Origin of the sequence: Mycolicibacterium lacusdiani (genome assembly GCF_021916785.1) — a bacterium.
In the GTDB taxonomy this organism is placed as follows: domain Bacteria; phylum Actinomycetota; class Actinomycetes; order Mycobacteriales; family Mycobacteriaceae; genus Mycobacterium; species Mycobacterium lacusdiani.
In genome coordinates, this window is the sequence record NZ_JAKCFC010000006.1 from 302,959 (window position 1) to 327,214 (window position 24,256).

Here is a 24,256-nt window from a genome sequence, read left to right on the forward strand (position 1 = left end):
ACTAGTGCCTCAACAGGTTCGCGGAGTCGACCTCGGCCGACCGTCTGGCCCGGAAGATGGCCATGATGATCGCCAGCCCGACGACGACCTCGCACGCGGCGACCACCATCGTGAAGAACGCGACCACCTGGCCGTCGAGATGGCCGTGCATGCGGCTGAACGTGACGAACGCCAGGTTCGCGGCGTTCAGCATCAGCTCCACACACATGAACATGACGATCGCGTTGCGGCGCAACAGCACTCCGGCCGCCCCGATGGTGAACAACAGCACCGACAGATAGAGGTAGTTGGTGGGATTCACGTCCCGCTCCTGGGCGTCAGGATGGCGCTGACGGACAGCTCCGAGTCGGACCCGTCGGGAAGCCGCGCGGAGATGTCGACGGCGTTGTGCCTGGCGTAGACGCCAGGGTTGGGCATGGGCGTCGGGTGACTGCCCGCGGCGAACCGTTCGATGGCCATCTCGCGCTGCGTCTTCCGGCGTCCGATCCGTTCCCGGTGCGCGAGCACCATTGCGCCGAGTGCCGCCGTGATCAGCAGCGCGCTGGTGAGTTCGAACGCCCACAGGTAGCGGACGAAGATCAGCGCGGCGAGGCCCTCGACGTTACCGCCGGCATTGGCCTGCGCGAGGCCGGTGAACCCGCCCGCCGACGCGTTGCCAACACCGGCGATCAGCAGCAGTCCGAACGCCACGCCCGAGACGATCGCGGCCACGCGCTGTCCGCGGATGGTCTCGACGAGCGAATCTGCCGAGTCGACCCCGATGAGCATGAGGACGAACAGGAACAGCATCATCACCGCGCCGGTGTACACCACGATCTGCACGACGCCGAGGAAGATCGCGCCCTGGGCGATGTACAGCACGGCCAGGATGATCATGGTGCACGCGAGGAAGATCGCCGAGTACACCGCCCGCGGTGCGGCGACCATCGCGATTGCGGCGATGACGGCGAGCGTGCCGAAGGCGTAGAACAGCACCGCCTCACCGGTGGACGTGCGGAACGCGGCGTCGGCGGCGAGTACGAGTTCCGCCGTCACAGCACGGGTTCCCTCGGTGTGGCGAGTCCGTCGGCGGTGACGTTGCCGCGGTAGTAGTCCTCGTCGGTGCTGCCCTCGGCCATCGCGTGCGGCGGTGGTGTCATGTCCGGCTGCAGCGGTGCCAGCAGCTTGTCCTTGCCGTAGATGAGGTCGGACCGATTGTCGTCGGCCATCTCGTAGTCGTTGGTCATCGTCAGCGCCCGGGTGGGGCAGGCCTCGATGCACAGGCCGCAGCCGATGCACCGCAGATAGTTGATCTGATAGACGCGGCCATACCGCTCACCAGGGGAGAAGCGTTCCGCCTCGGTGTTGTCGGCACCCTCGACGAAGATCGCGTCGGCCGGGCAGGCCCAGGCGCACAGCTCGCAGCCGATGCACTTCTCCAGCCCGTCCTCGTACCGGTTCAGTTGGTGGCGACCGTGATAGTGCGTGGCGGTCGGGCCCGGCTGCTCCGGATACTCCTCGGTGATCGGCTTGTGGAACATCGCCTTGAACGTGACGCCGAAACCGGCGACCGCGTCGATGAAGTTCGGTTTGCTAGGCACGGGTGACCTCCTTGCTGGGGATCGGGGGAGTCGGGAACGAACCCGAGTCGGGACTCGGTCCAGGGTCGAGCCTCAATCGTCTGCGTCGCAACTGTTTTCCCATGTACACCAGTAGGCCGACGCCCACCACCGCGCTCGCGATGACGAGGAAGACTGCGAGCCCGCCGTACCCCTCGGCGCGCAACGTGCGCACGATCGCGACGGTCATGATCCACACCAGCGAGATGGGGATCAGGACCTTCCAGCCCAGATTCATGAACTGGTCGTAGCGCATCCGTGGCAGCGTGGCCCGCAGCCACATGAAGAAGAACAGGAACATCCAGACCTTCGCCACGAACCACAGCAGCGGCCACCAACCAGTGTTCGCGCCGTCGATCAGGCTGATCGGCCAGGGTGCCTGCCAGCCGCCGAGGAAGAGCGTGGCGGCCAGTGCCGACACCGTCGTCATGTTGACGTACTCGGCGAGCATGAACATCGCGAACTTCAGCGACGAGTACTCCGTGTGGAAGCCGCCCACCAGTTCGCCCTCTGCCTCCGGCAGGTCGAACGGCGCACGGTTCGTCTCGCCGACCATCGACGTCACGTAGATCAGGAAGGACGGCAGCAGCAGGAAGACGTACCACAGGTCGCGCTGTCCGGCGACGATCTCCGAGGTCGACATGGTGCCCGAGTAGAGGAACACCGCGGCGAACGACAGCGCCATGGCGATCTCGTAGGAAACCACTTGAGCGCTGGAGCGAAGCCCACCGAGCAGGGGGTAGGTCGATCCGGATGCCCAGCCGGCCAACACGATTCCGTAGACCCCGATCGACGTGACCGCCAGCACGTAGAGCACGGCGACGGGCAGGTCCGTCAGCTGCAGTGGCGTCTGATGGCCGAAGACGCTGACCATGCCGCCCATCGGGATGACCGCGAACGCCATGATCGCCGGCACCACCGAGATGACGGGCGCCAGCAGGTAGATCGGCTTGTCGACACCGGCCGGAACCAGCCCTTCCTTGAGGGCGAGCTTGACCCCGTCGGCGAGGCTCTGCAGCAGGCCGAACGGACCGACGCGGTTGGGTCCGTACCGCATTTGCATGCGGCCCAGCACCTTCCGCTCGACCAGGATCGCGACCAGCACCGTCAGCACGCAGAACACGAAGACGCCCAGCGCCTTGGCGAGCACCAGCCACCAGGGGTCGTGCCCGAACGACGAGAGGTCGGGATAGGTCACGACGGGTCACCCGCCCTGGCGATGTCGACGACTGAACCCGGCTGCGCCGCAACGAGGCCCAGCGGCGCCCACACCACGCCGTCGGGCATCGCGGTGATCTCCAGGGGCAGCGTGACCGCACCCGCCACGACCACCGGATCGCCGTCGACCGCGCCGATGGCTTCGGCGCTCGCCGGCGACAGCCGCGCGATGGCGGGCCGGGCCGTTCCGGCCAGGTGCGGCTCACCGTCCTGGAGGCGGCCGCGGACGGCGCCGGTGCCGAGCAGCATGCGCCATCCGGTGAGCACTGCGGTGCCCGCCGGTGGTTGCGCAGGCGCCTGCGCCGCGACGTCGGGACCCTCCGGCGTCGATCCCTCCCACGCTCCGAGTCGCATGATCTCGGCGCGGGTGCCCGCGGCGTCGCGCAGGGTCAGGTCGATGCCCACCTCGTCGGCGAGTGCCGCCAGGACGCGCATGTCGGCGGTGGCCTCGGGCGGCAGCGCGGGCTCGAACGGCCGGAGCCTGCCCTCCCAGTTGACGAACGAACCCGCCTTCTCGGCGACGGGTGCCACGGGGAACACCACGTCGGCGCGCTCGGTGACGTCGCTGTGCCGCAGCTCCAGGCTGACCACGAACCGTGCGGCGTCCAGGGCGAGGCGCGCTGCCTCCGGATCGGGCAGGTCGGCGAGTTCGACGCCGCCGACGAGCAGTGCATCGAGCGACCCGTCGAGTGCGGCGGCCAGTATCGCCGACGTGTCCCGCCCTGCCTGCGAGGGCAATTCGTCGACGTGCCATGCCGCGGCCACCTCGGCGCGGGCGCGGGTGTCTTCGACCGGGCGGCCGCCAGGCAGGAGATTGGGCATCGCGCCGGCCTCCAGTGCGCCGCGGTCGCCCGCGCGACGTGGCACCCAGCCCACCCGGGCGTCCGCGGCTCGTGCGAGTCGGAGCACCGCGGAGTAGGCGCCGGGTGAGCACGCGAGCCGTTCGCCGACCAGCACGACCGTCCCGGGTACCACGTCGGCGGCCAGCGCGTCGAGCGCCTCGGCCTCCGCGCCTGGTGGGGTACTGATGAGCGCTCCGCCCAGCTTGGTCAAACCCCGACTGGCGAACGGCGCGACGGCGGTGACCGCGAGGCCGCGCTTGCGCACGGCCTTGCGCAACCGCAGGAAGACGATCGGCGACTCCTCCTCGGGCTCGAATCCGACGAGCAGCACGGCGGGCGCGGTCTCCAGATCGGCGTACGTGACCGCCATCGAACGGCCCGCCACGGCTGTGGCCAGGAAGCGCGCCTCCTCTTCCGAATGGGCGCGGCTGCGGAAGTCGACGTCGTTGGTGCCGAGCACGATTCGCGCGAATTTGGCGTAGGCGTAGGCGTCCTCGAGCGTCGCGCGGCCACCGACCAGGACGCCGGTGCGGACGGACGCCGACGTCAGACCTCGGACCGCGACCGCGACGGCCTCCGACCACGACGCCGGGCGGTGGGTGCCCTCTGGCGTGCGGATCAACGGGGTGTTGATCCGGTCGCCCTGCCTGGCGTAGGTGAACGCCCAGCGGCCCTTGTCGCAGTTCCACTCCTCGTTGACCTCGGGATCGTCACCGGCAAGACGGCGCAACACCTTTCCGCGGCGGTGATCGGTGCGCTGGGCGCACCCGGAGGCGCAGTGCTCGCACACGCTGGCCGACGACACCAGGTCGAACGGTCGGGCCCGGAAGCGGTAGGCGGTCCCGGTCAGTGCGCCGACGGGACAGATCTGCACGGTGTTGCCGGAGAAGTACGAGTCGAACGGCTCCCCGGCCGCGATGCCGACCTGCTGCAGCGCGCCGCGCTCGATCAGCTCGATGAACGGGTCGCCCGCGATCTGATTGGAGAACCGGGTACACCTCGCGCACAGCACGCACCGTTCGCGGTCGAGCAGTACCTGCGACGACAGATTGATGGGTTTCGGATAGGTCCGCTTGACGTCGGTGAAGCGAGAGTCGGCCCGGCCGTTGGACATCGCCTGGTTCTGCAGGGGACACTCGCCGCCCTTGTCGCACACCGGGCAGTCCAGCGGATGGTTGATGAGCAGCAGTTCCATCACGCCGTGCTGCGCCTTGTCGGCGACCTCCGAGGTGAGCTGTGTGCGCACCACCATGTCGGGGGTGGCGGTGATGGTGCACGAGGCCATCGGTTTGCGCTGGCCCTCCACCTCGACCAGACACTGTCGGCAGGCGCCGACGGGGTCGAGCAGCGGGTGGTCGCAGAACCGGGGGATCTGGATGCCCATCAGCTCGGCGGCGCGAATCACCAACGTGCCCTTCGGCACGCTGATCTGGTGGTCGTCGATGGTCAGCGAGACCATCTCGACCTCGGGCGGGGCCGGTGCCGCCTTCTGGCCGGCCTCGTTCTTCGCCGTCGTCATACGCCAACCCCTTCCGGCGCTGCGAGCATGGATGCAAGAGGGTCGAACGGGCACCCGCCTTCGAGGTGGGCGAGGTACTCGTCGCGGAAGTACTTGACGGACGACACGATCGGGCTCGCGGCGCCGTCGCCGAGCGCGCAGAACGACTTGCCCAGGATGGCGTCGGAGACGTCGAGGAGCTTGTCGATGTCGGCCTCGTCGGCCTGCCCGGCTTCGAGCCGCGCATAGATCTGCGCCAGCCAGTACGTGCCCTCCCGGCACGGCGTGCACTTGCCGCACGACTCGTGGGCGTAGAACTGCGTCCACCGCCGCACCGCACGCACCACGCACGTGGTCTCGTCGAAGATCTGCAGCGCCTTGGTGCCGAGCATCGATCCCGCCTTGGCCACGTTCTCGTAATCCAGTGGTACGTCCAGGTGTTCGGCCGTCAGCAAGGGCGTGGAGGATCCGCCTGGTGTCCAGAACTTCAGCTCGTGCCCGGCCCGTACCCCGCCGGCGTACTCGAGCAGCTCGCGCAGCGTGATGCCGAGCGGCGCCTCGTACTGACCGGGACGCGTGACGTGACCGGACAGCGAGTAGAGCGTGAAGCCCGGTGACTTCTCCGACCCCATCGACTTGAACCAGTCGACGCCGCCGGACACCACCGCGGGGACGCTGGCGATCGACTCGACGTTGTTGACCACCGTCGGACACGCGTAGAGGCCCGCGACGGCTGGGAACGGCGGCCGCAACCGGGGCTGACCGCGCCTGCCCTCCAGGGAGTCGAGCAGCGCGGTCTCCTCGCCGCAGATGTAGGCGCCCGCCCCGGCGTGCACGATGAGGTCGAGACCGAAGCCCGAACCCATGACGTCGCTACCCAGATACCCCGCCGCGTAGGCCTCCGCGACGGCGGACTGCAGCCGGCGCAGCACCGGCACCACCTCACCGCGCAGGTAGATGAACGCGTGCCGGGCCCGGATCGCGTACGCGGCGATGATCGCGCCCTCGACCAGGACGTGCGGGTTGGCCATCATCAACGGCATGTCCTTGCACGTACCGGGTTCCGACTCGTCGGCGTTGATCACCAGGTACTTCGGCTTGGCCCCCGGTCCGTCGTCACCCTGGGGGATGAACGACCACTTCTGGCCCGTCGGGAACCCCGCGCCGCCGCGGCCGCGCAATCCCGACTCCTTCACCAGGGCGATGACCTCGTCGGGCGTCATCGCCAGGGCCTTGCCGAGCCCTTGATAGCCGTCGTGGCGACGGTAGGACTCTAGGGTCCAGGACGACGGCTCGTCCCAGTAGCGGCTCAGCACGGGTGCGAGGGTCATGGCCGGCGACCGTTCGTTGGCGGCGCCTCGGGTGCGGGCGCCGGTTCGTTGCGCGCCGACTCCGCGGCGATGTGCTCGTCGTCGGGTGCCTCTGCCACCGGGCGTTTCTCGCCAGGCGATGGCGCACTCATGCCGCGTTCCCGGGCCACCTCGAGACCGACCAGCGTCGCCGCGCCGGGCATGCCGTCGTTGGCGCCGGGGCGGTCGTCCGGGAAGCCAGCGAGGATGCGCGCCGTCTGGCGGAACGTGCACAGCGTTGCCCCGCGGGTGGGGGTCACCGGTTGGCCTGCCCGTAGGTCGTCGACGAGATCGCGGGCCGACGAGGGGGTTTGGTTGTCGAAGAACTCCCAGTTCACCATCACCACGGGCGCGTAATCGCAGGCGGCATTGCACTCGACGTGCTCGAGCGTGACCCGGCCGTCAGGCGTCGTCTCGCCCGCGTGCACCCCGAGGTGCTCCTCGAGCACCTCGAGGATCGCGTCGCCGCCCATGACGGCGCACAGGGTGTTGGTGCACACGCCGACGAGGTACTCACCGGTCGGCGTGCGGCGGTACATCGAGTAGAAGGTGGCGACGGCGGTGACCTCGGCGGGGCTGAGCGCCAACCGGTCTGCGCAGAACGCGATCCCCGCGGGGGTCAGGTAGCCGTCCTGCGATTGCACCAGGTGCAGCAGCGGCAGCAGGGCCGAACGCGGGTGCGGATACTTGGCGACGATCACCGCTGCGTCGTCGGCCAGCCGGGCTGTGACGTCGGCGGGATAGGCCTGCGGGCCGGCCGTGATCGGTGGCCCGGCTTCGTCGGGTCGCTGCCCCAACTGGAGTTCTACGAGACTCACCTGTCCACCCCGCCCATCACCGGATCGATCGACGCCACCGCCGCGATCGCGTCGGCCACCATGCCGCCCTCGCACATCACCGCCACCGCTTGCAGATTCGTGAACGACGGGTCGCGGTAGTGCACCCGGTACGGGCGCGTGCCGCCATCGCTGACCATGTGCACGCCCAGCTCGCCGCGCGGCGACTCGACCGCGGCGTACACCTGCCCGGCGGGCACGCGGATGCCCTCGGTCACCAGCTTGAAGTGGTGGATCAGCGCCTCCATCGAGCTGCCCATGATTTTCGCGATGTGCTCGGGGGAGTTGCCAAGGCCGTCGGGGCCGATCGTCAGATCCGCGGGCCATGCCAGCTTCTTGTCGGTGATCATCACCGGCCCTGGGCGCAGGCGGTCGAGGCACTGCTCGACGATCTTGATCGACTCGCGCATCTCGTTGACGCGGATCATGTAGCGCCCGTAGGCGTCGCACTCGTCGGTGGTGACGACGTCGAACTCGTAGTTCTCGTAGCCGCAGTACGGCTGCGCCCGGCGCAGATCGTGGGGCAGCCCGGTGGAACGCAGCACGGGGCCCGTGATCCCCAGCGCCATGCAGCCGGTCAGGTCGAGGTACCCGACGCCGACGGTGCGCGCCTTCCAGATGTAGTTCTCGTTGAGCAGGTTCTCCATGTCGTACAACCGCTTCGGCAGCAGGACCAACAGTTCCTGCAACTGCGGGATGGCCTCGTCCGGCAGGTCGGCGGCCAGCCCGCCGGGCCGGATGTAGGCGTGGTTCATCCGCAGACCCGTGATGGTCTCGAACATCGAGAGGATCAGCTCGCGTTCGCGAAACCCGAAGAACATCGCAGACATCGAACCCAGCTCCATGCCGCCGGTGGCCAGCGCGACGAGGTGGCTCGAGATGCGGTTGAGTTCCATCAGCAGCACGCGAATGACGCTGGCGCGCTCGGGGATGTCGTCGGTGACGCCGAGCAGCTTCTCGACGCCGAGGCAGTACACCGTCTCGTTGAAGAACGGCGAGAGATAGTCCATCCGGGTGACGAACGTGACGCCCTGGGTCCAGGTGCGGTATTCGAGGTTCTTCTCGATACCGGTGTGCAGGTAGCCGATCCCGCAGCGCGCCTCGGTGATGGTCTCGCCGTCGATCTCGAGGATCAGCCGGAGCACGCCGTGCGTCGACGGGTGCTGCGGCCCCATGTTGACGACGATGCGGTCGCCCGCCGACGACGCGTCACGTGCCGCCGCGACGACGTCCTGCCAGTCTTGCCCGCCGACGGTGACGAGTGTCTCGCGGCGGTCGGTGTCGTGATCGGTCATTAGTTGTAGGCCCTCCGCTGGTCGGGCGGGGGAATCTTGGCCCCGTGGTACTCCACGGGGATGCCGCCCAACGGGTAGTCCTTGCGTTGCGGATGCCCGACCCAGTCGTCCGGCATCTCGATTCTGGTCAGCGCGGGATGTCCGTCGAAGACGAGCCCGAAGAAGTCGTAGGTCTCCCGTTCGTGCCAGTCGGTGGTCGGATATACCGAATACAGTGACGGCACATGGGGATCGGCGTCCGGTACGGCCACCTCCAACCGGATCCTGCGATTGTGCGTGATCGACATCAGGGGATACACGGCGTGCAGCTCCCGTCCCACGTCACCGGGGTAGTGCACGCCCGACACCCCCAGGCAGAGTTCGAATCGCAGCCCGGGCTCGTCGAGCAGCGTGCGCGCCACGGCGACCAAATGCTCGCGGCGCACGTCGAGGGTCAGCTCGTCGCGGAACACCACCACGCGCTCTATCGCGGTGGCGAAGGCGTCGTCACCGAGGCTGGCGGCAAGCGTGTCGACCACCTCGTCGAAGTAGCCGCCGTAGGGCCGAGGCGAGCTGGCCGGCAGCGCCACCTCCCGGATCAGTCCGCCGTACCCGGACGTGTCGCCGCTGCCGTGGACGCCGAACATGCCCCGCCGTGCGCCGATCACCTCACGGCCGTCCTCGGCGCCGGTGGCGCTGCCGTTCTCCACGTTGGTCATGGGCGCAGCAACCCGGTGAACTCGATGGTCGGCCGCGATGCCAGTGCCGCCTGCTCGGCGGCCGCGATCGCCTCGGCGCGGTTGACGCCGAGTGGCATCTCCTGAATCTTCGCGTGCAGCTTCAAGATCGCGTTCATCAACATCTCGGGCCGGGGCGGGCACCCGGGCAGGTAGATGTCCACCGGGACGATGTGGTCGACGCCCTGCACCACGGCGTAGTTGTTGAACATCCCGCCCGAAGAGGCGCAGACGCCCATCGCCAGAACCCATTTCGGTTCGGCCATCTGGTCGTACACCTGGCGCAACACCGGTGCCATCTTCTGGCTGACGCGACCCGCGACGATCATGAGGTCCGCCTGGCGTGGCGTTGCCGAGAACCGCTCCATGCCGAACCTGGCGATGTCGAAGCGCGGTCCGGCGGTGGCCATCATCTCGATGGCGCAGCAGGCCAGTCCGAACGTCGCGGGCCACAGCGAACCCTTGCGGACGTAGCCCGCCACCTTCTCGACGGTGGACAGCAGGATGCCGCCCGGCAGACGTTCTTCGAGTCCCATTCGTCCTCAATCCCAGGAGAGTCCGCCGCGGCGCCACACGTAGGCGTAGGCGACGAACACGGTCAGCATGAACAGCAGCATCTCGACCACGGCGAACAGTCCGAGCGAGTCGAACGACACGGCCCACGGGTAGAGGAAGACGATCTCGATGTCGAAGACGATGAACAGCATCGCCGTCAGGTAGTACTTCACCGGGAACCGCTGACCCGTCGCCAAGCCGTTCACCGACCCTCGTTCGATCGGCTCGATGCCGCACTCGTAGGCCTCGAGTTTGGCGCGGTTGTACCGCCTCGGTCCGATCAGCAGCGCGATGCCCACCGAGCCGACCGCGAAGAGCGTCGCGATCGCGCCGATGACCAGGATGGGTATGTATGCGTTCATACCGCCGCCGCTCCCTCGTTGGGCTGTCGATGTGAGCTACGACACAGCTTAGTCACGTTAACGGATGGCATGACGGGTTTTGGATAGGATCGAAATCAGCTGATCGACGGCTGAGTCACTCGCCGGTCCGCCGCGATGAGCGGCGCGAAGATCAAACGCCCACAGGCCATTTCGTGCTGGTCACTTGACCAGCGTGCGCAGCAGAGCCGCGACTGCCTCCCCGAGTGCGATCGGGTCGATGGGGTGCGGGACGGCGGCCTCCGCGCGGGACCAGGAAGCCAGCCAGGCGTCGTCGGGGCGGCCGGTCAGCACCAGGATCGGCGGACAGGCGGCGACTTCGTCCTTGAGCTGCTTGGCCAGCCCCATGCCGCCTGCCGGTGCTGCTTCGCCGTCCAGAATCGCCAGGTCGATGCCACCGCCGTCGATGGTGGACACCACCACGGGCGCGGTCGCGACGTCGAGGTACGTCAACTCCGGAAGATCGGGATGCACCCGCGTGCCGAGCGCGGACCGGACCTGGTCGCGGACGTGTGCGTTGTCGCTGTACACGAGGATCCGGACGTGGCCCGAGGAACTGGCGGCCGACTCTTGCGCTGAGGGCACGTCGCCGATGCTACGACAGCAGCGGTGCCATGTCCGCGGGGTCGAAGTACTCGTCTATTCGGGTGATCAGGCCGTCGGTGCCCACCTTGATCACGATGCACACCCGCAGGGCGATCGACGCGCCCGTCGTCGCGTCGGCATGCAGCACGTGCTGCTGGACGAAACCGCCGTCGAACGTCTGGCGGTCGAGGACCTCGTAGCGCCGCGACACGGTGGCGTCGATGAACCACCGGATCACCTTGAGGGCGCGAACCCGGTCGTTGTCGGACCGGTCGCCGCTGTGCCACACCGTGACGTCGTCGGCCCACATCGCCTCGACGTCGGCGTAGGCGCCGCGTGCGATGGCGTCGAACAGGCGACGGGCGACAGCCTCGGTCATCGGTCCTCCTCGGCTCTTGACCTCGAGTTTGGTTCAGGTACGACACTGGCGCCATGACCACACCAGCAATGCAACGCTTCGACGACGCCTACAAGACCCATACCGCCCCATGGGTGATCGGCGAGTCGCAGCCCGCGATCGTCGGCCTGGAGCAGACCGGCCGGATCCGCGGCAGGGTGCTCGACGCGGGATGCGGACTCGGTGAGCACACCATCCTGCTCACCGCGCTCGACTACGACGTCCTCGGCATCGACTTCGCGCCCAGCGCCGTCGCGCAGGCCCGCGCCAACGCCGAGGCGAAGGGCGTCCCCGCGCGCTTCGAGGTGGCCGACGCGACCGACCTGGGCGGCGAACCCGAATACGACGCCGTGGTGGACAGCGCGCTGTTCCATCTCTTCGGCGACGCCGACCGCGAGCGCTACGTTCGGAGCCTGCACGCCGTCGTGCGCAGGGGCGGACTGGTGCACCTGCTCGCGCTGTCGGACGCGGGTCGCGGTTTCGGCCCGCAGGTCAGAGAGGCAACGATCCGCGAGGCCTTCGGGACCGGCTGGGAGATCGAGGCCCTCGACGTCACGACCTACCGCGGCGTCGTGACCGAGGCTCGTGCCGAGGCGCTCGGGTTGCCGGTGGGCACCACGGTCGACGAGCCGGCGTGGCTCGCGCGAGTTCGCCGGATCTGAGCCCCTCACTCGTCCTCGTACCCGGGGTGCGCGACGGCGAGCCGCCGCATGACCAGTGTCCGCAGCACGGGCAGGACGTCGGCCGGCCGGTCGTCGAGTTCGCCCGAGCGGATCGCCGCCGCGAGCGCGCGTTCGTCGCCGTGGCCGAGGAAGTCCGGATCGGGTGCGGTGTCGAGCAGTTCGCGCTCGACGATCCGCAGCGCGTTGGCGGCGACGCGGGCATGGAAGTCGACCGCCCCCGCGAGTCGACCATCGGGTGCGGTCGACTTCCCCCGCACCTCGGTGTCGAGGAACTCGGCCACCGCCGCGACGAGTTCGGCGGCCGTGGGCCTGCCATGGAGTCCGGTCACGTGTGCTCCTCGAGGAGGGTGAGCAGGTCGAACTCGGTCTCGCACACCCGGCGCCCGATCGCCGCCAACTCGACCGACCGGGTCTGGCCCGAGAGGTGCCGCTCGGCTTGGTACCGGCAGATGACCCCCCACCGCAGGGTTGCGAGTACCAACCACCAGTGCACGGCAGCGCGATCCAGGTCGACGCCCGACGCCGCCTCGTACGCGAGCAGGAAGTCCTCGACGCTGCCGAGCCCACCGGCGCCGAGTGACCTGGGTGCGCCGAATCGCCACGCCCTGATGCAGAACCAGGCGATGTCCTCGTAGCTCTCGCCTGCGTGGGTGAGTTCCCAGTCCAGTACCGCCGCCAGCCGGGCCGGCGAGGCCTCGGTGTCGATGATGAGATTGCCCATCCGGAAGTCGCCGTGGACGAGCACCGTCGGTGACACCGGGGGCCGGTTTGCGGCCAGCCAGCGGAATGCCCACTCGAATGTGGCGGTGGTGTCACCCATCTCGTCGAGCTGGCCGTGCCACTCCTCGAGTTGGTCGGTGGCCGGGAGGCCGATGCCGTCGGCGTCGGCGCGGTGGATCGTCGCGAGCGCGCCTGCGCACTGGGTGAGCAGCTCGGCCCGCGAGGCGTCGTCGAGCGCACGCTGGATGCGCCGCACGATCGTCTCGCCGCCGATGAAGTCGCACACCAGGAACGGATTGCCCAGCGAGGTCGTGGCGTCCTCGGCGACCAGGACGTGGGGGACCGGCGCACCGGCCGCAGCAGCCCGGGTCAGCGCCGCCGCCTCGAGCGTCATGCCGGCGTGCACCTCGTCGGGCGGGCCGATGCGCAGGATCAGCGGCCGAGATCCGCTACCCGACACCGCATTGAACGCCCACGTCGCCCTGCTCGCGCCACCGGTCAGTACCCGCAGGTCGTCCACCCGGACATCGCCGAGCGCGGGTGCCAGCACTGCGGCCAGTGCTGGCGCGAGGTCCTCGGGGCTCACGGTGCCTTCGGCTCTTCGCGCCGCGAGCCGAACTTGAACATCCGCTGCGCGACCCGGCGGATCTGGATCTCCTCGGCTCCCTCGGTGATCCGGTAGCGCCGATGATGGCGGTAGATGTGCTCGAACGGTTCGTGGCGGCTGTAGCCGATTCCGCCGTGCACCTGCATCGCGCGGTCGGCGGCCTCGCACACCAGCCGGTTGGCGCGGTAGTTGGCCATCGACACCTTGTCGCTGACCTCCATGTGGTGATTGCGGTCGAGGTGCCAGGCGGCGTAGTACACCAGCAGCCGCACCATCTGCGCCTCGGTCTGGAGTTCGACCAGCGGCCACTGCACGGCCTGGTTCACCGACAGCGGCTTGCCGAACACCACCCGCTCACTGGCGTACTCCGCGGCGCGGTCGATGCAGAACTGCGCTGCACCGAGGCTGCTCGCGGCCTGCCGGATCCTGTTCTCGTGCAGGAACGTTTGCCCCACCTCGAGTCCGCGGCCCCCACTCCGAGCACGGCGTCGGTCGGCACTCGCACGTCCTTGAGCTCCACCTCGCCGTGGTCGGTGGGCATGTTGAAGGTCCACCAGTAGAACGGGACGGTGAATCCAGGGGTGTCGGTCGGAACCAGGAACGCGGTGATGCCGCGCGCCTGGCCCGCCTCGCCGGAGGTACGGGCGAAGACCAAGTCGTGGGTGGCGCGATGGACGCCGGTGTTCCACCGCTTGGTCCCGTTGATCACCCACCCATCCCCGTCGGCGACGGCCGTGGTCTCCAGCCAGGTGGCGTCGGATCCGTGGCCGGGTTCGGAGAGACCGAAGGCCATCGACCGCGTACCGGTGAGCAGGGCTTCGATCCAGTCCTGCTTCTGCTCGTCGGTACCGAACCGGTCCATCATGATGACCTGGGGGAAGTTGCCGACGATCGACGACTCGTCCTGTAAGTCATTGTGCAGACCGAGACCTTTGTGTGCCAGGTGTTCCCGGATGACGGCCATGTCGAGGTTCGTGCCGTCGCGCCCGCCGAATCGCGACGGCAGCCCGTACCGCAGCCAGCCGGCGGCGTCTGCGCGCCTGCGCATCTCGTCGAGCAGGTCCTCCCACTCCCGGCGCGGGATGCCGTCGTTCTCCCAGTCGGTGCGCGCGTATTCGCGGCGCCGGTCGAAGTACTGCATGTGTTCGGCCTCGAGCGGTTTGATCTCCGCGTCGATGAAGGCGTCCATCTCGGCCAGCAGGCCGGGAAGGTGTTCGGGCAGTGCGAAATCCACGTTGATTCCTTTCGGCGACCGGGTCGCTAATAGCCGTACAGCGTCTTCTTCCAAATCGTCGAGAGCGTTGTGATGGCGTCGGCGTCGCTGATGTCGAGGCCCAGCCCGGACGGGCGCAGCGAGACCACGGTGAAGTTCTCGAACAACAGCGCGATCGCCGCACCGGTGTGCTCGGGATGGACGTCGGCGGCATAGCCCTGCTCGTGGGCGCGGCGTACCGACGCGGCGACCATGTCGATGCCGAAGCGCCGGAACTCGTTCTGCACCTGGGCGAAGCGCGGTTTGGTGTCCGCGAGCTGGTTGACCGCGACCATGATGCCGAAGTTCTGCTTGAACATGTTCCAGTACCCGGTGACCACCTCGGTGAAGAACGCGGTGTCGTCCGGTGACTCGGGCAGGTGCACCGTCAGCCCCGACGGCATCACGACGTCATGCAGGAACGACTCAGCCAGCGCGTACAGCAGGTCTTCCTTGTCGGTGTAGTACCGGTAGAACGCGGCCGACGACTTGCCTGCCGCGGACGTGATGTCCGCCAGGGTGGTACCGTGGAAGCCGCGCTCGGCGAACAGCTTTCGTGCCGCGCGTTCGATCGACTCACGGGTTTGCCTGCCCTTGGCGGTGAGGACTGTCATTGGGTGGTCAGCCCAGTTTCCGGTCACCGGCGCGCAGCAGCGCGCTCGGCAGATCGTGGCCGACCACCCGGCGGGCGACGTCGGCCGCGCGGATGGCGGCTTCGAGATCCACGTCGACGCCGATGTCGCTGTCGCGCAGCATGTACACGAGGTCCTCGGTGGCGATGTTGCCGCTCGCGCCGGGTGCGAACGGGCAGCCGCCCAGCCCTCCTACGGACGCGTCGAGCCGGGTGACGCCCGCGCACACCGCGGCGTACGCACTCGCCAGCCCGGCGCCACGGGTGTTGTGGAAGTGGGCGCCCAGCGGGACGTCGCCCACGACGGGTGTGAGTGCCTCGACCAGGGCGGTGACGCGCCGCGGCGTGGTGGTGCCGATGGTGTCCGCGATGGCGAGCCGGTCTACACCGATCTCCATTGCCGCCGTTGCGATGTCGAGTACGCGGCGGGTATCGGTGGGTCCGTCGAACGGGCAGTCCCACGCCGTCGCGATGATCACCTCGATGGCGGCGTCGTGCTCGTGCGCGATCCTCGCGATGTCGGCGATGAGGTGGGTCGAGTCGGCGGTCGAGCGGCCGACGTTGGCCTGGCTGTGGCCGTCGGCTGCGGAGACCACGTACTCGATGGAACCGATCCCGGCCGCGACGGCGCGGCCGGCGCCGCCCGCTCCGGCGACCAGTGCGGAGAATTCCACGTCGTACGACTGGCGCAGCCGGGGCAGTTCGGCCGCCAGTGCGGCGGCATCGGCCAGGGCGGGCACCTTCGACGGTGACACGAATGCGGTGGCCTCGACCTCGCGCACCCCGGTGGCGAGCACGGCCTCCAACAGTTCGAGCTTGGCCGACAACGGGATCGGGGCCTCGATCTGCAGGCCGTCGCGCATGCAGACCTCGCGGATCGTGACGTGTCCCGGCGGGCTGGAAACCCCGGTCACAGCACGCCCTCCGCTCTCAGCTCGTCGAGTTCTTCGGCCGACCGGCCCAACAGGTCGCGGTACACCTCGTCGTTGTGCTGCCCCGGCGTCGCGGAGCCTGCGTAGCGGATGGTGCCCGGCGTCTCGGACAGCACCGGCACGACGCCGGGGCCCTTGACGTTGCGGCCGATCCGTTCGTCGAAGTGGTCGGCGATCATGCCGCGCGCCTGCAACTGAGGGTCGGCCACCACCTCGGCGACGGTGTTGATGGGGCCGCTGATCACGCCGGCGGCCGACAGCGTCGCGATGATGTCGGCGGGCAGGCGTTCGGCGGCCCACGCGCCGATGATCGCGTCGATCTCGTCCTGGTTCCGGCCCCGGCTGACGTGATCGGCGAACCGCTCGTCGGTGGCCAGCTCGGGACGGTCCATCGCACTGCACAGACGGCGGAACACGGTGTCCTGGTTGGCGGCGATCACCACCCAGCTCCCGTCGGCGCTCTGATAGATGTTCGACGGTGCGATGCCTTCGAGCCGGGTGCCCGACGGGCCGCGGACGACGCCACCCACGTCGTAGTCCGGGATCGTCGATTCCTGCACCGCCAGGCAGGCCTCGGTGAGGGCGGCGTCCACCACCTGACCCTCGCCGGTGACGCTGCGCCGGTACAGCGCAGCCAGTGCGCCTTGGGCGGCGAACATGCCTGCCAGGCTGTCGCCGAGGGAGAGGGCCAGGCGTGGCGGCGGGCCGCCGGGGAAGCCGTTCATGTGTCGCAGGCCGCTGGCAGCTTCGGCGACCGAGGCGTAGCCCGCCTTGTGCGAGTCGGGTCCGGTCTGGCCGTAGCCCGACACCCGGACCAGGATGATGCCTCGATTGCGTTGCCGCAGAACGTCGTAGCCGAGACCCCACTTCTCCAGCGTGCCGGGCCGGAAGTTCTCGACGATGACGTCGGACTGCTCGACCAGATCGAGGAAGAGGTCGCGGCCCTTGGCTTCGCGGAGGTTGAGGGTGACGGCCTTCTTGTTGCGGGCGTGCACGGTCCAGAAGAAGTGGTGCCCGTCGAGTTCGGCCTGGCCCCAGGTGCGGAGCGGGTCGGGCGCGCCGGGCGGCTCGATCTTGACGACCTCGGCGCCCATGTCACCGAGCAACCTGCCGGCGAACGGCCCCGAGATGAGCGTGCCGACCTCGATGATCCGAATCCCGTCGAGCGGGCCGGACACATTCCCCGGGTCGCTACGCTCCTGCCCGCCGGACACATTCCCCGGGTCGCTACGCTCCTGCCCGCCGGACACACTCACTCCGAGAACCCGTGCCGCTGCAGCCAATCGGTGCAGATCCCGACGGCCCGTCGCAGCGTGTCGCGCTGGTCCGGCCCCGCGTAGTAGTGGTTCGCGCCCGGAATCTCGTGCATCTCCTTGTCGGGATGCCCGATGGCCTCGAACAGCCGGCGGGTGTGGCTCGGCGTGCAGGCGTCGTCGGCGAGGTTGCCGATGACCAGCGCGGGTACCGCGATGTCGGGCCCGGCCTTCACGGCGTCACCGTTGGCGTCGTCATAGCTCCATTGTGAGAGCCAGCTGCGCAACGTGCAGAACCTCGCGAGGCCGACGGGGGAGTTGTTCACCACCTGAGGATCGCCCAGATAGCAGGTGCCCGGGGCGCGTTCGTTGGGATCGACGGTCGGATCGAGCCAGCGCGGGTCGGCCATGGTGCCGTGCACGACGAACGCGAACTCGTCATCCGGGCGGCCCGAGGCTCGCAAGGCTGCCAGCTTGTCCTTGACCCAGGCGGTGATCCGGCGGTTGCGGGCGATCTGCGCCGCGCGGTAGCGGTCGAGGAACTCGGCCGTGTACGGCGGCTGATTCGGGTTCGCCGGGTCGTAGAGGTCCAACTCGGGATCGCGGCGGGACGGGTCGGACTCGTCGAGGATCGACGCGTCGAGCCATTCGGTCATGGTGCCGTGCCTGCTGACGTGGGCTGCCAGCAGCATGATGCCGTCGGCGGGGATCAGGCCGAGCTTCGTCAGGTCGGGGCCGTCGCCGGACGGACTCGCGGTGACGGTCGGGTGTTGCGCCTGCTGCTGATAGAACGCCGACAGCGACCCGCCGCCGCTCCAGCCGGCGAGCACGACCTTGGCGTAGCCCAACCGGTTCTTGGCGTCCTTGATGCACTCGCCGAGGTCCTCCACGACCTTCTCCATCAGCAGAGCCGAGTCGGTGCCGCGGAATCGGCTGTTGCAGTAGATGACGTGATGACCCGCGCGGGCCAGGGCGTTGATCATCGGCAGGTATGCACCCCCGCCGATCGGGTGCATGAACACCAGCACGGTGTCGCTCGGGGTGTCGGGCCTGAGCAGATAACTCTCCAGCACGACGAGTTCGGCGACGCCGCCGTAGACGTCGCGCACGCCCGAGGTGTTCTGGTAGGCAACGAGATACGGGATGCGATCGTAGGCGTGCTTCGTCGGGGCGCTCACTGGTGCTGTCCGAGGTCGTTGGCCAGAAGCTCCGGCGACGGGATGAGCCGGCGCCGGGTGTCCACGGCGATCACCGACCAGTCGACGCGGTCGTATTCGCCGAACTTGCGGCGGGCACGTTCCCGCGCCTTCTCCGGTGCGCCATGGTGAACGCCCTGCGGCGCATGGGAAACCAGCCCCGGCGGCATCGGGATGCCGTAGAGCGAGCCGCTGTGGAAGAACGCGATTTCGTCGAAGTCGACGTTGCGGTGGTACCAGGGTGTGCGCTCGGTACCGGGCCTGCTCTCGGCGGGTTTGGGCAGGAAGTTCATGACGTAGACGCCGGTGGCCTCCATGAAGAGGTGCACCGTCGGCGGCAGGTGGACGCTGTCGGAGGTGACGACGTTGTAGTCCTCGATGTTGAACGTGAACGCGAAGTTGTCGCCGCGCCAGCCCTCGACGTCGAGCGGATGGTGTTGATAGAACAGCGATGTCGGGCCGCCGTCGTGGATCAGTCGTACCTCGTACTCGCCGTCGACCAGAGGTCCGTCGCCGTCGTCGATGGGCTGCGGGTCGGGGATCTCGGTCTGCGACGGATCGAAGGGGAAGTGCCTGCCGAGCGTTCCCGGCGGTGGCACCCGGAACTCGTCGGTGGCTTGCACCATCAGCCATGTGCTCGGCGAACTAGGTATCTGGCGCCACGTGCACGCCTTCGGGATGTAGACCCAGTCGCCGGTGCGGTAGCGCAGCGGACCGAACTCGGTCTCGAGCAGTCCGGAACCCTCGTGCACGAACGACAGCAGGTCGCCGTCGACGTAGCGGACGAAGAACGGCATCGGCTCGCTGCGCCGCGAGAGCAGCACCTGGCAATCGGCGTTGGAGAACATCAGCATCGGTCCGCCGTGGGCGTCGGTGGCGTCGCTGGGCTTCAGCTCGGAGGACAGCACGTCGACCGGGCGCAGAGGGCCGACCGACCGGTACGCCGTTGGGTCGTTGCGGCGGTACATGTTCGCGGTGCGTCCGACGAAGCCGCCGCGGCCAAGTTCGTCGTCCTTCAACCCGTCGAGATCCGCGTGCAACCGCCTCGGCGTGGTGCCCTTGCGGAGGTGGACGAACGATTCCATGGCGACTCCTTCGGCGCAGTGAACTAAAAGTGACATTAGTTTTACTTCTGGAGTGCGTCAACACCCGTCAACGGTCGAGGTGGACCCGAATCGTCAAGAGGTTGGTGCCGAACGTGCGCACGCCGAAGCTGTTGAACGAGGGGAGCGATTCGAGGCGCCGCCGAGGATCGTCGTCGGGCACCGGGTGCGCCACGCCGGAATGCCAACGTCCACGTAAGCGCACCCGAACCCGGGGATTCGCCTGGATGTTCTTGACGTACTGCGACTGGTCGCCGAACTCGGAGACGAACCAGAACTCGTTGCCGATCCGGCTCCCGCCGAGCGGGGTGCGCCGGGGCTGACCGGACTTGCGCCCCGTCGTCTCGAGCAGCGTCTGAAGGGGATTCCGTCTCATCACGGGGTTGGCGACGTTCTTCTGGAAGAAGGCGGTGAAGCGGTCACGTACGTGGTCGGCCATGCACCGCAGCCTTCCTCACACCATCGCCGTGCGTGGGATCTTCATGCCGAGCGTCAGGGCGCCCGCCAACTCGCGGCTGGTGTCGTAGTCGAACACCACGTGGCCGGACAGGACGTCGACGTCGCGCTTGAAGCGTTGCAGCGGGCTGTCCAGGAAGTGCACGCTGGCGCCCGACGCCTCGAACAGCATGGCGATGACCGCTCGGGATTCGTGCACGACGTGCGCGGCCGCCATCCGCGCATCGCCACGGACCGGGCGCCCAACGACCTCGCCCGCGGTCACCGTGGCCTCGATCTGGTCGACGGTGGAGCGGAGCAGCCCGTGCAGTGCGCGCAATCGCACCCTGGCCTCCGCGAGCCGGGCCTGGGCGATGGGCTTGTCCTTCTGCATCACACCCTCGTAGGCCAGTACGCGTTGGCCCACCCGGTCGGCGTACAGCTGCGTGACGCGCTCGGCGCTGCCCAGTGCGGGCATGGCCGCGAGGAGGGCGAGTGCGGGCACCAGCGGCCACCGGTAGGTGGGGCTGTCGTGCAGCTGGGCGCCGGGCGCCGTGCCGCCGTAGATGTCGGCGACCCGCACCATCCGGTGGTCGGGCACGAAGACGTCGGTGACGACGGCGTCGTTGGAGCCGGTCGCGCACATGCCGTCGGTGTGCCAGACGTCCTCGATCGTCACGTCGTCGATGGGGAGCAGCGCCAGCGCGGGGTACAGGGCCGCCGGGTCGTCGGGGCCGCAGATGCAGGCCACGATCATCCAGTTGCCGCCCATCGCGCCGGTGGCCCACGACCATCTGCCGGTCAGCCGGATGCCGCCGTCGACGGGCGCGCCGCGGCCGGTGGGTGCCAGCGGGGCAGGCGCCAGGAAGGGCCGCGTGCGGAACGCCTCCTCCTGGGCCTGCTCGCCGAACAGCGCGAGCATCCAGTTGTGCAGGGCGTAGAAGCCGATGGTCCAGGCGCTCGACGTACAGCCGTGGGCCATGCGCCGCACGGGGTCGAGCACCTCCGGGAACGCCGCCTGGTCGCCACCGAAGCGCTTCGGCACCAGCAATTCGGTGAAGCCGCTCGCCGCGAGGTCGTCGAGCGTCTCATCGGGCAGGCGCCGCATCCGCTCGGCGCTGCGCGCGCGATCGGCGAGCCGTGCGACGAACTCGTCTGTGATGGCGTTCGGCATGGCCGAAACCTAACATACTTTTTAGTATGGGAGCTGACTGCTGGAGATCAGCGGGCGAGCATCAGGTCGAGGAAGCGTTCCGCCTGGGCGGCGTCGCGGGGCGCGGGCGCGCTACCGGACAGATGGAGGAGGCCAATGCCTGCGGCGAACGTCGCGTTGGCCCGCACGTCGGCCTCCTCGTCGTCGAACCCGAAGTCGACGAACGCGTCGCGCACCGCCCGCAGCACCCTGCGATCGGCCGCCCGCACGCCCACGGCGACCGACTCGTCGGTGCGGGCCCACTCGCGCATGGCCCGCTCGAGCGTCCAGTGCGTCGGGCTCACGAGCGACGCCATCATCCGCGTCAGACGTTCGCGGGGCGGCAACACGCCGAGTTCCTCGAAATCGCGTCGATCCCGGTCGCGAAGTTCGCCCCAGGACGTCACGAGCGCCGATCGGTAGCCGGGCATCCCGGTGAAGTGCCAGTAGAAACTGCCCTTGGTGACCCCGAGGCGGGCGCACAGCAAATCGACCTTCAAGGCCTTGATGCCCTGCTCAGCGAGGATGGCGAAGCCCGCCTGCAGCCAATCGTCGATGCCGAGGCGCGCCGCCGGACCGTCGTCCGGGCGGGCCCGCGAAGTTGCCATGGCGGCACTCTACGGGCGGTCGAAATGCCGTTTCTGACGACGCCGTCACCGGCCCTGGACTTTCTGAAGGCGACGGCTACATGTTTTACTGCCTTCACCACAACTGAATGCTTACGGTCTACTCGACTATGCCCGTGGCGTGGTTGAGTGGGCATATCGCGGGGCATTGGCGCCGCCGCGGTGCTAGAAGCGGTCATCCGGCCGCAGGATGCACGGCCTCATGCCGTAAACGGAACTGAATGGGAAACTCTTTGATGTTTGACAGAATTGGCGGCCGATGGGCGCGCCGGTTGTTTGTGTCGGTCATGGCGGCGGTCATGCTGCCTGCGGTGATCGGCCTCACGGGCGGTAGCGCGACCGCGGGGGCGTTCTCACGCCCCGGTCTGCCGGTGGAGTATCTGATGGTGCCGTCGCCGAGCATGGGCCGCGACATCAAGGTGCAGTTCCAGAGCGGTGGCCCGAACTCGCCGGCCATCTACATGCTCGACGGCCTGCGCGCACGCGATGACTTCAACGGCTGGGACATCGAGACCGCAGCCTTCGAGTGGTACGTCGACTCGGGCATGTCCATGGTCATGCCGGTCGGTGGCCAGTCCAGCTTCTACGCCAACTGGTACAAGCCCGCCTGTGGCAAGTCGGGCTGCTTGACCTACAACTGGGAGACGTTCCTGACTCAGGAACTCCCCGCCTACCTGGCCGCCGAGAAGGGCGTCCGGAGCGATGGCGGCGCAGCCGTCGGTCTGTCCATGGCGGGTAGCGCGGCGCTGACGCTGGCTGCGCACCACCCCGGCCAGTTCATCTACGCCAGCTCGATGTCCGGGTTCCTGAACCCGTCCGAGGGCTGGTGGCCCTTCCTGATCAACATCTCGATGGGCGACGCCGGTGGCTACAAGGCCAACGACATGTGGGGCCCGGCCGAGACCGATCCCGCCTGGAAGTACAACGACCCGATGGTGCAGCTCCCGACCCTGGTCGCGAACAACACCCGCCTCTGGATCTACTGCGGTAACGGACAGCCCAACGAGCTCGGCGGCGGCAACCTGCCCGCCAAGTTCCTCGAGGGTCTGACCGTGCGCACCAACCGCACCTTCCAGGACAACTACATTGCTGCCGGTGGCAAGAACGGGGTCTTCAACTTCCCCGATGCCGGTACCCACGCCTGGGCGTACTGGGGTCAGCAGCTTCAGCAGATGAAGCCCGACCTCCAGCGCGTGCTGGTCGCCTGATGTGAGTGGGGTGGCGGGCGCTTAGAAACCGCCCGCCACCCTCACCACACCCCGGCCCGAGTAACGGCCGGCCCGCACCTCGTCGATCACGGACACCACGTCCTTGACATCGACGGGGTGTTTTACGTTGTCCAGGTGCTGAGGCCGCATCGAGTCGCCCAGCCGCCGCCACAGCTCCCGCCGGGCCTCGATGGGAAGCATGACCGAGTCGATGCCCAGAAGCGCTACTCCGCGCAGGATGAACGGCATTACGGTGGTGTTGAGTGCCGGCCCGCCCGTCAGCCCGCTGGCGGCCACGGCGCCGCCGTAGGCGACGGTGCTCAGGACGTGGGCCAGCGTGGCGCCGCCGACGCAGTCCACGGCGCCGGCCCACCGCGTCTTGTTCAGCGGCCGGGGCTTGGCGTCGGGGTCCTCGGGCAGCCGGGGGATCACCTCGCTGGCGCCCAGCGCCATGAGGTGGTCGGCGGCATCCTGTTTGCCGGTCGACGCCACCACCGTGTAGCCAGCGGATGCCAGTAGGTCGATCGAGAGCGATCCGACGCCGCCCGTGGCGCCGGTGACGACGATCTCGCCGTCGTCGGGTCTGATGCCACGGTCCACGAGCGCCTGAACGCTCATCGCTGCGGTGAAGCCGGCCGTGCCGATGGCCATGGCGTCCTCTGCGCTCAGCGCGCCGAGATGGACCACCTGGTCGGCGGGCAGCCGGGCGTACTCGGCGTAGCCGCCGTGCTTCGCGGTACCGATGTCGTAGCCGTGCGCCAACACCTGGTCGCCGACGGAGAAGTCCGGCGACTGCGAGTCGACGACCTCGCCGGCGAGATCGATGCCCGCCACGATGGGGTAGTCACGCACGACGCCACCCTTGGGGGTGACGGCGAGCGCGTCCTTGAAGTTCACGCTGGAGTAGGCAACCCGGATCGTGACGTCACCCGGCGGCAGATCGTCGTGGCTCAGTGTCTCGACGGACGTGGTGATCCGATCGCCGTCCTGCCGGGCGACGAGAGCGTTGAAGGAATCCATGTGTTTCTCCTATGTCAAGCCGCTGCGAGTTGGCGTGGCTTTGGTCGGGTTTTCTGGTCGGTATGGAGGTGGTTGAAGACCACGCGGGCTAAGCGGCGTTTGAGGCAGCGCAGGGCCTCGGCGCTCGAG

General features: G+C 68.5%; 26 protein-coding genes and 2 pseudogenes. 2 read left to right on the top strand and 26 right to left on the bottom strand.

Annotation, left to right across the window (positions count from 1 at the left end; all coding sequences use genetic code 11):
• Position 1: 1 nt before the first annotated feature.
• The 13 genes from nuoK to LOK44_RS19880 form a co-directional block, all read right to left on the bottom strand.
• Positions 2-301: an NADH-quinone oxidoreductase subunit NuoK gene (gene nuoK, locus LOK44_RS19820; protein WP_163918553.1), complete on the bottom strand. Its 300-nt coding sequence runs from the start codon at positions 299-301 to the stop codon at positions 2-4.
• Positions 298-1,035, bottom strand: coding sequence for an NADH-quinone oxidoreductase subunit J (locus LOK44_RS19825; protein WP_237571807.1), 738 nt, complete (start codon positions 1,033-1,035; stop codon positions 298-300). Before LOK44_RS19825 ends, nuoK begins: the two co-directional genes overlap by 4 nt.
• On the bottom strand, positions 1,032-1,580 hold the full coding sequence (nuoI, locus tag LOK44_RS19830; protein WP_308192770.1) for an NADH-quinone oxidoreductase subunit NuoI: 549 nt from the start codon (positions 1,578-1,580) through the stop codon (positions 1,032-1,034). The genes LOK44_RS19825 and nuoI overlap by 4 nt, the downstream gene beginning before the upstream one ends.
• Complete coding sequence (gene nuoH / locus LOK44_RS19835) at positions 1,573-2,796, bottom strand: NADH-quinone oxidoreductase subunit NuoH (RefSeq protein WP_237571808.1); 1,224 nt, start codon at positions 2,794-2,796, stop codon at positions 1,573-1,575. The genes nuoI and nuoH overlap by 8 nt, the downstream gene beginning before the upstream one ends.
• Positions 2,793-5,177 (bottom strand): NADH-quinone oxidoreductase subunit G, encoded by a 2,385-nt coding sequence (locus LOK44_RS19840; protein WP_237571809.1) that lies wholly within the window; start codon positions 5,175-5,177, stop codon positions 2,793-2,795. The genes nuoH and LOK44_RS19840 overlap by 4 nt, the downstream gene beginning before the upstream one ends.
• Positions 5,174-6,487: an NADH-quinone oxidoreductase subunit NuoF gene (gene nuoF / locus LOK44_RS19845; protein WP_237571810.1), complete on the bottom strand. Its 1,314-nt coding sequence runs from the start codon at positions 6,485-6,487 to the stop codon at positions 5,174-5,176. The genes LOK44_RS19840 and nuoF overlap by 4 nt, the downstream gene beginning before the upstream one ends.
• The gene (nuoE, locus tag LOK44_RS19850; protein ID WP_237571811.1) at positions 6,484-7,323 is read right to left on the bottom strand and encodes an NADH-quinone oxidoreductase subunit NuoE; all 840 of its coding nucleotides are present in this window, start codon (positions 7,321-7,323) and stop codon (positions 6,484-6,486) included. The genes nuoF and nuoE overlap by 4 nt, the downstream gene beginning before the upstream one ends.
• Complete coding sequence (nuoD, locus tag LOK44_RS19855; protein WP_237571812.1) at positions 7,320-8,636, bottom strand: NADH dehydrogenase (quinone) subunit D; 1,317 nt, start codon at positions 8,634-8,636, stop codon at positions 7,320-7,322. The genes nuoE and nuoD overlap by 4 nt, the downstream gene beginning before the upstream one ends.
• Positions 8,636-9,334, bottom strand: a complete 699-nt coding sequence (locus LOK44_RS19860; protein ID WP_237571813.1) for an NADH-quinone oxidoreductase subunit C — start codon at positions 9,332-9,334, stop codon at positions 8,636-8,638. The genes nuoD and LOK44_RS19860 overlap by 1 nt, the downstream gene beginning before the upstream one ends.
• On the bottom strand, positions 9,331-9,888 hold the full coding sequence (locus tag LOK44_RS19865; protein WP_163918544.1) for a NuoB/complex I 20 kDa subunit family protein: 558 nt from the start codon (positions 9,886-9,888) through the stop codon (positions 9,331-9,333). The genes LOK44_RS19860 and LOK44_RS19865 overlap by 4 nt, the downstream gene beginning before the upstream one ends.
• Before the next feature lie 6 nt (positions 9,889-9,894).
• Entirely contained in the window at positions 9,895-10,269 is a 375-nt protein-coding gene (locus tag LOK44_RS19870) for an NADH-quinone oxidoreductase subunit A (RefSeq protein WP_163918543.1), read from the bottom strand.
• Positions 10,270-10,449: 180 nt separating this feature from the next.
• The gene (locus LOK44_RS19875; RefSeq protein ID WP_237571814.1) at positions 10,450-10,872 is read right to left on the bottom strand and encodes an Rv3143 family two-component system response regulator; all 423 of its coding nucleotides are present in this window, start codon (positions 10,870-10,872) and stop codon (positions 10,450-10,452) included.
• 10 nt (positions 10,873-10,882) lie between these two features.
• Positions 10,883-11,251, bottom strand: coding sequence for a nuclear transport factor 2 family protein (locus tag LOK44_RS19880; RefSeq protein WP_237571815.1), 369 nt, complete (start codon positions 11,249-11,251; stop codon positions 10,883-10,885).
• Positions 11,252-11,304: 53 nt separating this feature from the next.
• On the opposite strand from LOK44_RS19880, the gene LOK44_RS19885 reads away from it, so the two are divergent.
• Positions 11,305-11,931 (top strand): class I SAM-dependent methyltransferase, encoded by a 627-nt coding sequence (locus LOK44_RS19885; protein WP_237571816.1) that lies wholly within the window; start codon positions 11,305-11,307, stop codon positions 11,929-11,931.
• A gap of 5 nt (positions 11,932-11,936) precedes the next feature.
• Here LOK44_RS19885 and LOK44_RS19890 read toward each other — a convergent pair whose 3' ends face one another.
• From LOK44_RS19890 to LOK44_RS19940, 11 genes and pseudogenes are all read right to left on the bottom strand, one after another.
• Complete coding sequence (locus LOK44_RS19890; protein ID WP_237571817.1) at positions 11,937-12,281, bottom strand: DUF6285 domain-containing protein; 345 nt, start codon at positions 12,279-12,281, stop codon at positions 11,937-11,939.
• On the bottom strand, positions 12,278-13,258 hold the full coding sequence (locus LOK44_RS19895) for a phosphotransferase family protein (protein ID WP_237571818.1): 981 nt from the start codon (positions 13,256-13,258) through the stop codon (positions 12,278-12,280). Before LOK44_RS19895 ends, LOK44_RS19890 begins: the two co-directional genes overlap by 4 nt.
• A pseudogene (locus LOK44_RS19900) lies at positions 13,255-14,513 on the bottom strand (acyl-CoA dehydrogenase family protein). Before LOK44_RS19900 ends, LOK44_RS19895 begins: the two are co-directional and overlap by 4 nt.
• 26 nt (positions 14,514-14,539) lie before the next feature.
• Positions 14,540-15,145, bottom strand: a complete 606-nt coding sequence (locus tag LOK44_RS19905) for a TetR/AcrR family transcriptional regulator (protein WP_237571819.1) — start codon at positions 15,143-15,145, stop codon at positions 14,540-14,542.
• Between the two features lie 7 nt (positions 15,146-15,152).
• On the bottom strand, positions 15,153-16,076 hold the full coding sequence (locus tag LOK44_RS19910) for a hydroxymethylglutaryl-CoA lyase (RefSeq protein ID WP_308192771.1): 924 nt from the start codon (positions 16,074-16,076) through the stop codon (positions 15,153-15,155).
• The gene (locus LOK44_RS19915; protein WP_237571820.1) at positions 16,073-17,272 is read right to left on the bottom strand and encodes a CaiB/BaiF CoA transferase family protein; all 1,200 of its coding nucleotides are present in this window, start codon (positions 17,270-17,272) and stop codon (positions 16,073-16,075) included. Before LOK44_RS19915 ends, LOK44_RS19910 begins: the two co-directional genes overlap by 4 nt.
• A 74-nt stretch (positions 17,273-17,346) precedes the next feature.
• Complete coding sequence (locus tag LOK44_RS19920; protein ID WP_237571821.1) at positions 17,347-18,525, bottom strand: alpha/beta hydrolase family protein; 1,179 nt, start codon at positions 18,523-18,525, stop codon at positions 17,347-17,349.
• Positions 18,522-19,628, bottom strand: a complete 1,107-nt coding sequence (locus LOK44_RS19925; RefSeq protein WP_237571822.1) for a homogentisate 1,2-dioxygenase — start codon at positions 19,626-19,628, stop codon at positions 18,522-18,524. The genes LOK44_RS19920 and LOK44_RS19925 overlap by 4 nt, the downstream gene beginning before the upstream one ends.
• Positions 19,629-19,695: 67 nt before the next feature.
• The gene (locus LOK44_RS19930) at positions 19,696-20,085 is read right to left on the bottom strand and encodes a nitroreductase/quinone reductase family protein (protein ID WP_237571823.1); all 390 of its coding nucleotides are present in this window, start codon (positions 20,083-20,085) and stop codon (positions 19,696-19,698) included.
• 15 nt (positions 20,086-20,100) lie between these two features.
• Positions 20,101-21,255 carry an acyl-CoA dehydrogenase family protein gene (locus LOK44_RS19935; RefSeq protein WP_237571824.1) on the bottom strand — a complete coding sequence of 385 codons (1,155 nt, stop codon included), beginning with the start codon at positions 21,253-21,255 and terminating at the stop codon, positions 20,101-20,103.
• 47 nt (positions 21,256-21,302) lie between these two features.
• On the bottom strand, positions 21,303-21,881 hold the full coding sequence (locus LOK44_RS19940) for a TetR/AcrR family transcriptional regulator (RefSeq protein ID WP_237571825.1): 579 nt from the start codon (positions 21,879-21,881) through the stop codon (positions 21,303-21,305).
• Positions 21,882-22,135: 254 nt separating this feature from the next.
• On the opposite strand from LOK44_RS19940, the gene LOK44_RS19945 reads away from it, so the two are divergent.
• The gene (locus tag LOK44_RS19945) at positions 22,136-23,107 is read left to right on the top strand and encodes an esterase family protein (protein WP_237571826.1); all 972 of its coding nucleotides are present in this window, start codon (positions 22,136-22,138) and stop codon (positions 23,105-23,107) included.
• A 21-nt stretch (positions 23,108-23,128) separates the two neighbouring features.
• Here LOK44_RS19945 and LOK44_RS19950 read toward each other — a convergent pair whose 3' ends face one another.
• Together LOK44_RS19950 and LOK44_RS19955 are read right to left on the bottom strand one after the other, a co-directional pair.
• On the bottom strand, positions 23,129-24,127 hold the full coding sequence (locus LOK44_RS19950; RefSeq protein WP_237571827.1) for an oxidoreductase: 999 nt from the start codon (positions 24,125-24,127) through the stop codon (positions 23,129-23,131).
• 14 nt (positions 24,128-24,141) lie between these two features.
• Positions 24,142-24,256, bottom strand: a pseudogene (locus LOK44_RS19955) (IS110 family transposase); the annotation flags it as partial.

What these genes read in the sequence shown, in the direction of transcription:
- LOK44_RS19840 (WP_237571809.1), bottom strand. Translation starts at nt 5,177, where the DNA reads ATGACGACGGCGAAGAACGAGGCCGGCCAGAAGGCGGCACCGGCCCCG.
- nuoF (WP_237571810.1), bottom strand. Translation starts at nt 6,487, where the DNA reads ATGACCCTCGCACCCGTGCTGAGCCGCTACTGGGACGAGCCGTCGTCC.
- nuoD (WP_237571812.1), bottom strand. Translation starts at nt 8,636, where the DNA reads ATGACCGATCACGACACCGACCGCCGCGAGACACTCGTCACCGTCGGC.
- LOK44_RS19860 (WP_237571813.1), bottom strand. Translation starts at nt 9,334, where the DNA reads ATGACCAACGTGGAGAACGGCAGCGCCACCGGCGCCGAGGACGGCCGT.
- LOK44_RS19865 (WP_163918544.1), bottom strand. Translation starts at nt 9,888, where the DNA reads ATGGGACTCGAAGAACGTCTGCCGGGCGGCATCCTGCTGTCCACCGTC.
- LOK44_RS19870 (WP_163918543.1), bottom strand. Translation starts at nt 10,269, where the DNA reads ATGAACGCATACATACCCATCCTGGTCATCGGCGCGATCGCGACGCTC.
- LOK44_RS19880 (WP_237571815.1), bottom strand. Translation starts at nt 11,251, where the DNA reads ATGACCGAGGCTGTCGCCCGTCGCCTGTTCGACGCCATCGCACGCGGC.
- LOK44_RS19885 (WP_237571816.1), top strand. Translation starts at nt 11,305, where the DNA reads ATGACCACACCAGCAATGCAACGCTTCGACGACGCCTACAAGACCCAT.
- LOK44_RS19905 (WP_237571819.1), bottom strand. Translation starts at nt 15,145, where the DNA reads ATGACAGTCCTCACCGCCAAGGGCAGGCAAACCCGTGAGTCGATCGAA.
- LOK44_RS19925 (WP_237571822.1), bottom strand. Translation starts at nt 19,628, where the DNA reads ATGGAATCGTTCGTCCACCTCCGCAAGGGCACCACGCCGAGGCGGTTG.
- LOK44_RS19930 (WP_237571823.1), bottom strand. Translation starts at nt 20,085, where the DNA reads ATGGCCGACCACGTACGTGACCGCTTCACCGCCTTCTTCCAGAAGAAC.
- LOK44_RS19935 (WP_237571824.1), bottom strand. Translation starts at nt 21,255, where the DNA reads ATGCCGAACGCCATCACAGACGAGTTCGTCGCACGGCTCGCCGATCGC.
- LOK44_RS19940 (WP_237571825.1), bottom strand. Translation starts at nt 21,881, where the DNA reads ATGGCAACTTCGCGGGCCCGCCCGGACGACGGTCCGGCGGCGCGCCTC.
- LOK44_RS19945 (WP_237571826.1), top strand. Translation starts at nt 22,136, where the DNA reads ATGTTTGACAGAATTGGCGGCCGATGGGCGCGCCGGTTGTTTGTGTCG.
- LOK44_RS19950 (WP_237571827.1), bottom strand. Translation starts at nt 24,127, where the DNA reads ATGGATTCCTTCAACGCTCTCGTCGCCCGGCAGGACGGCGATCGGATC.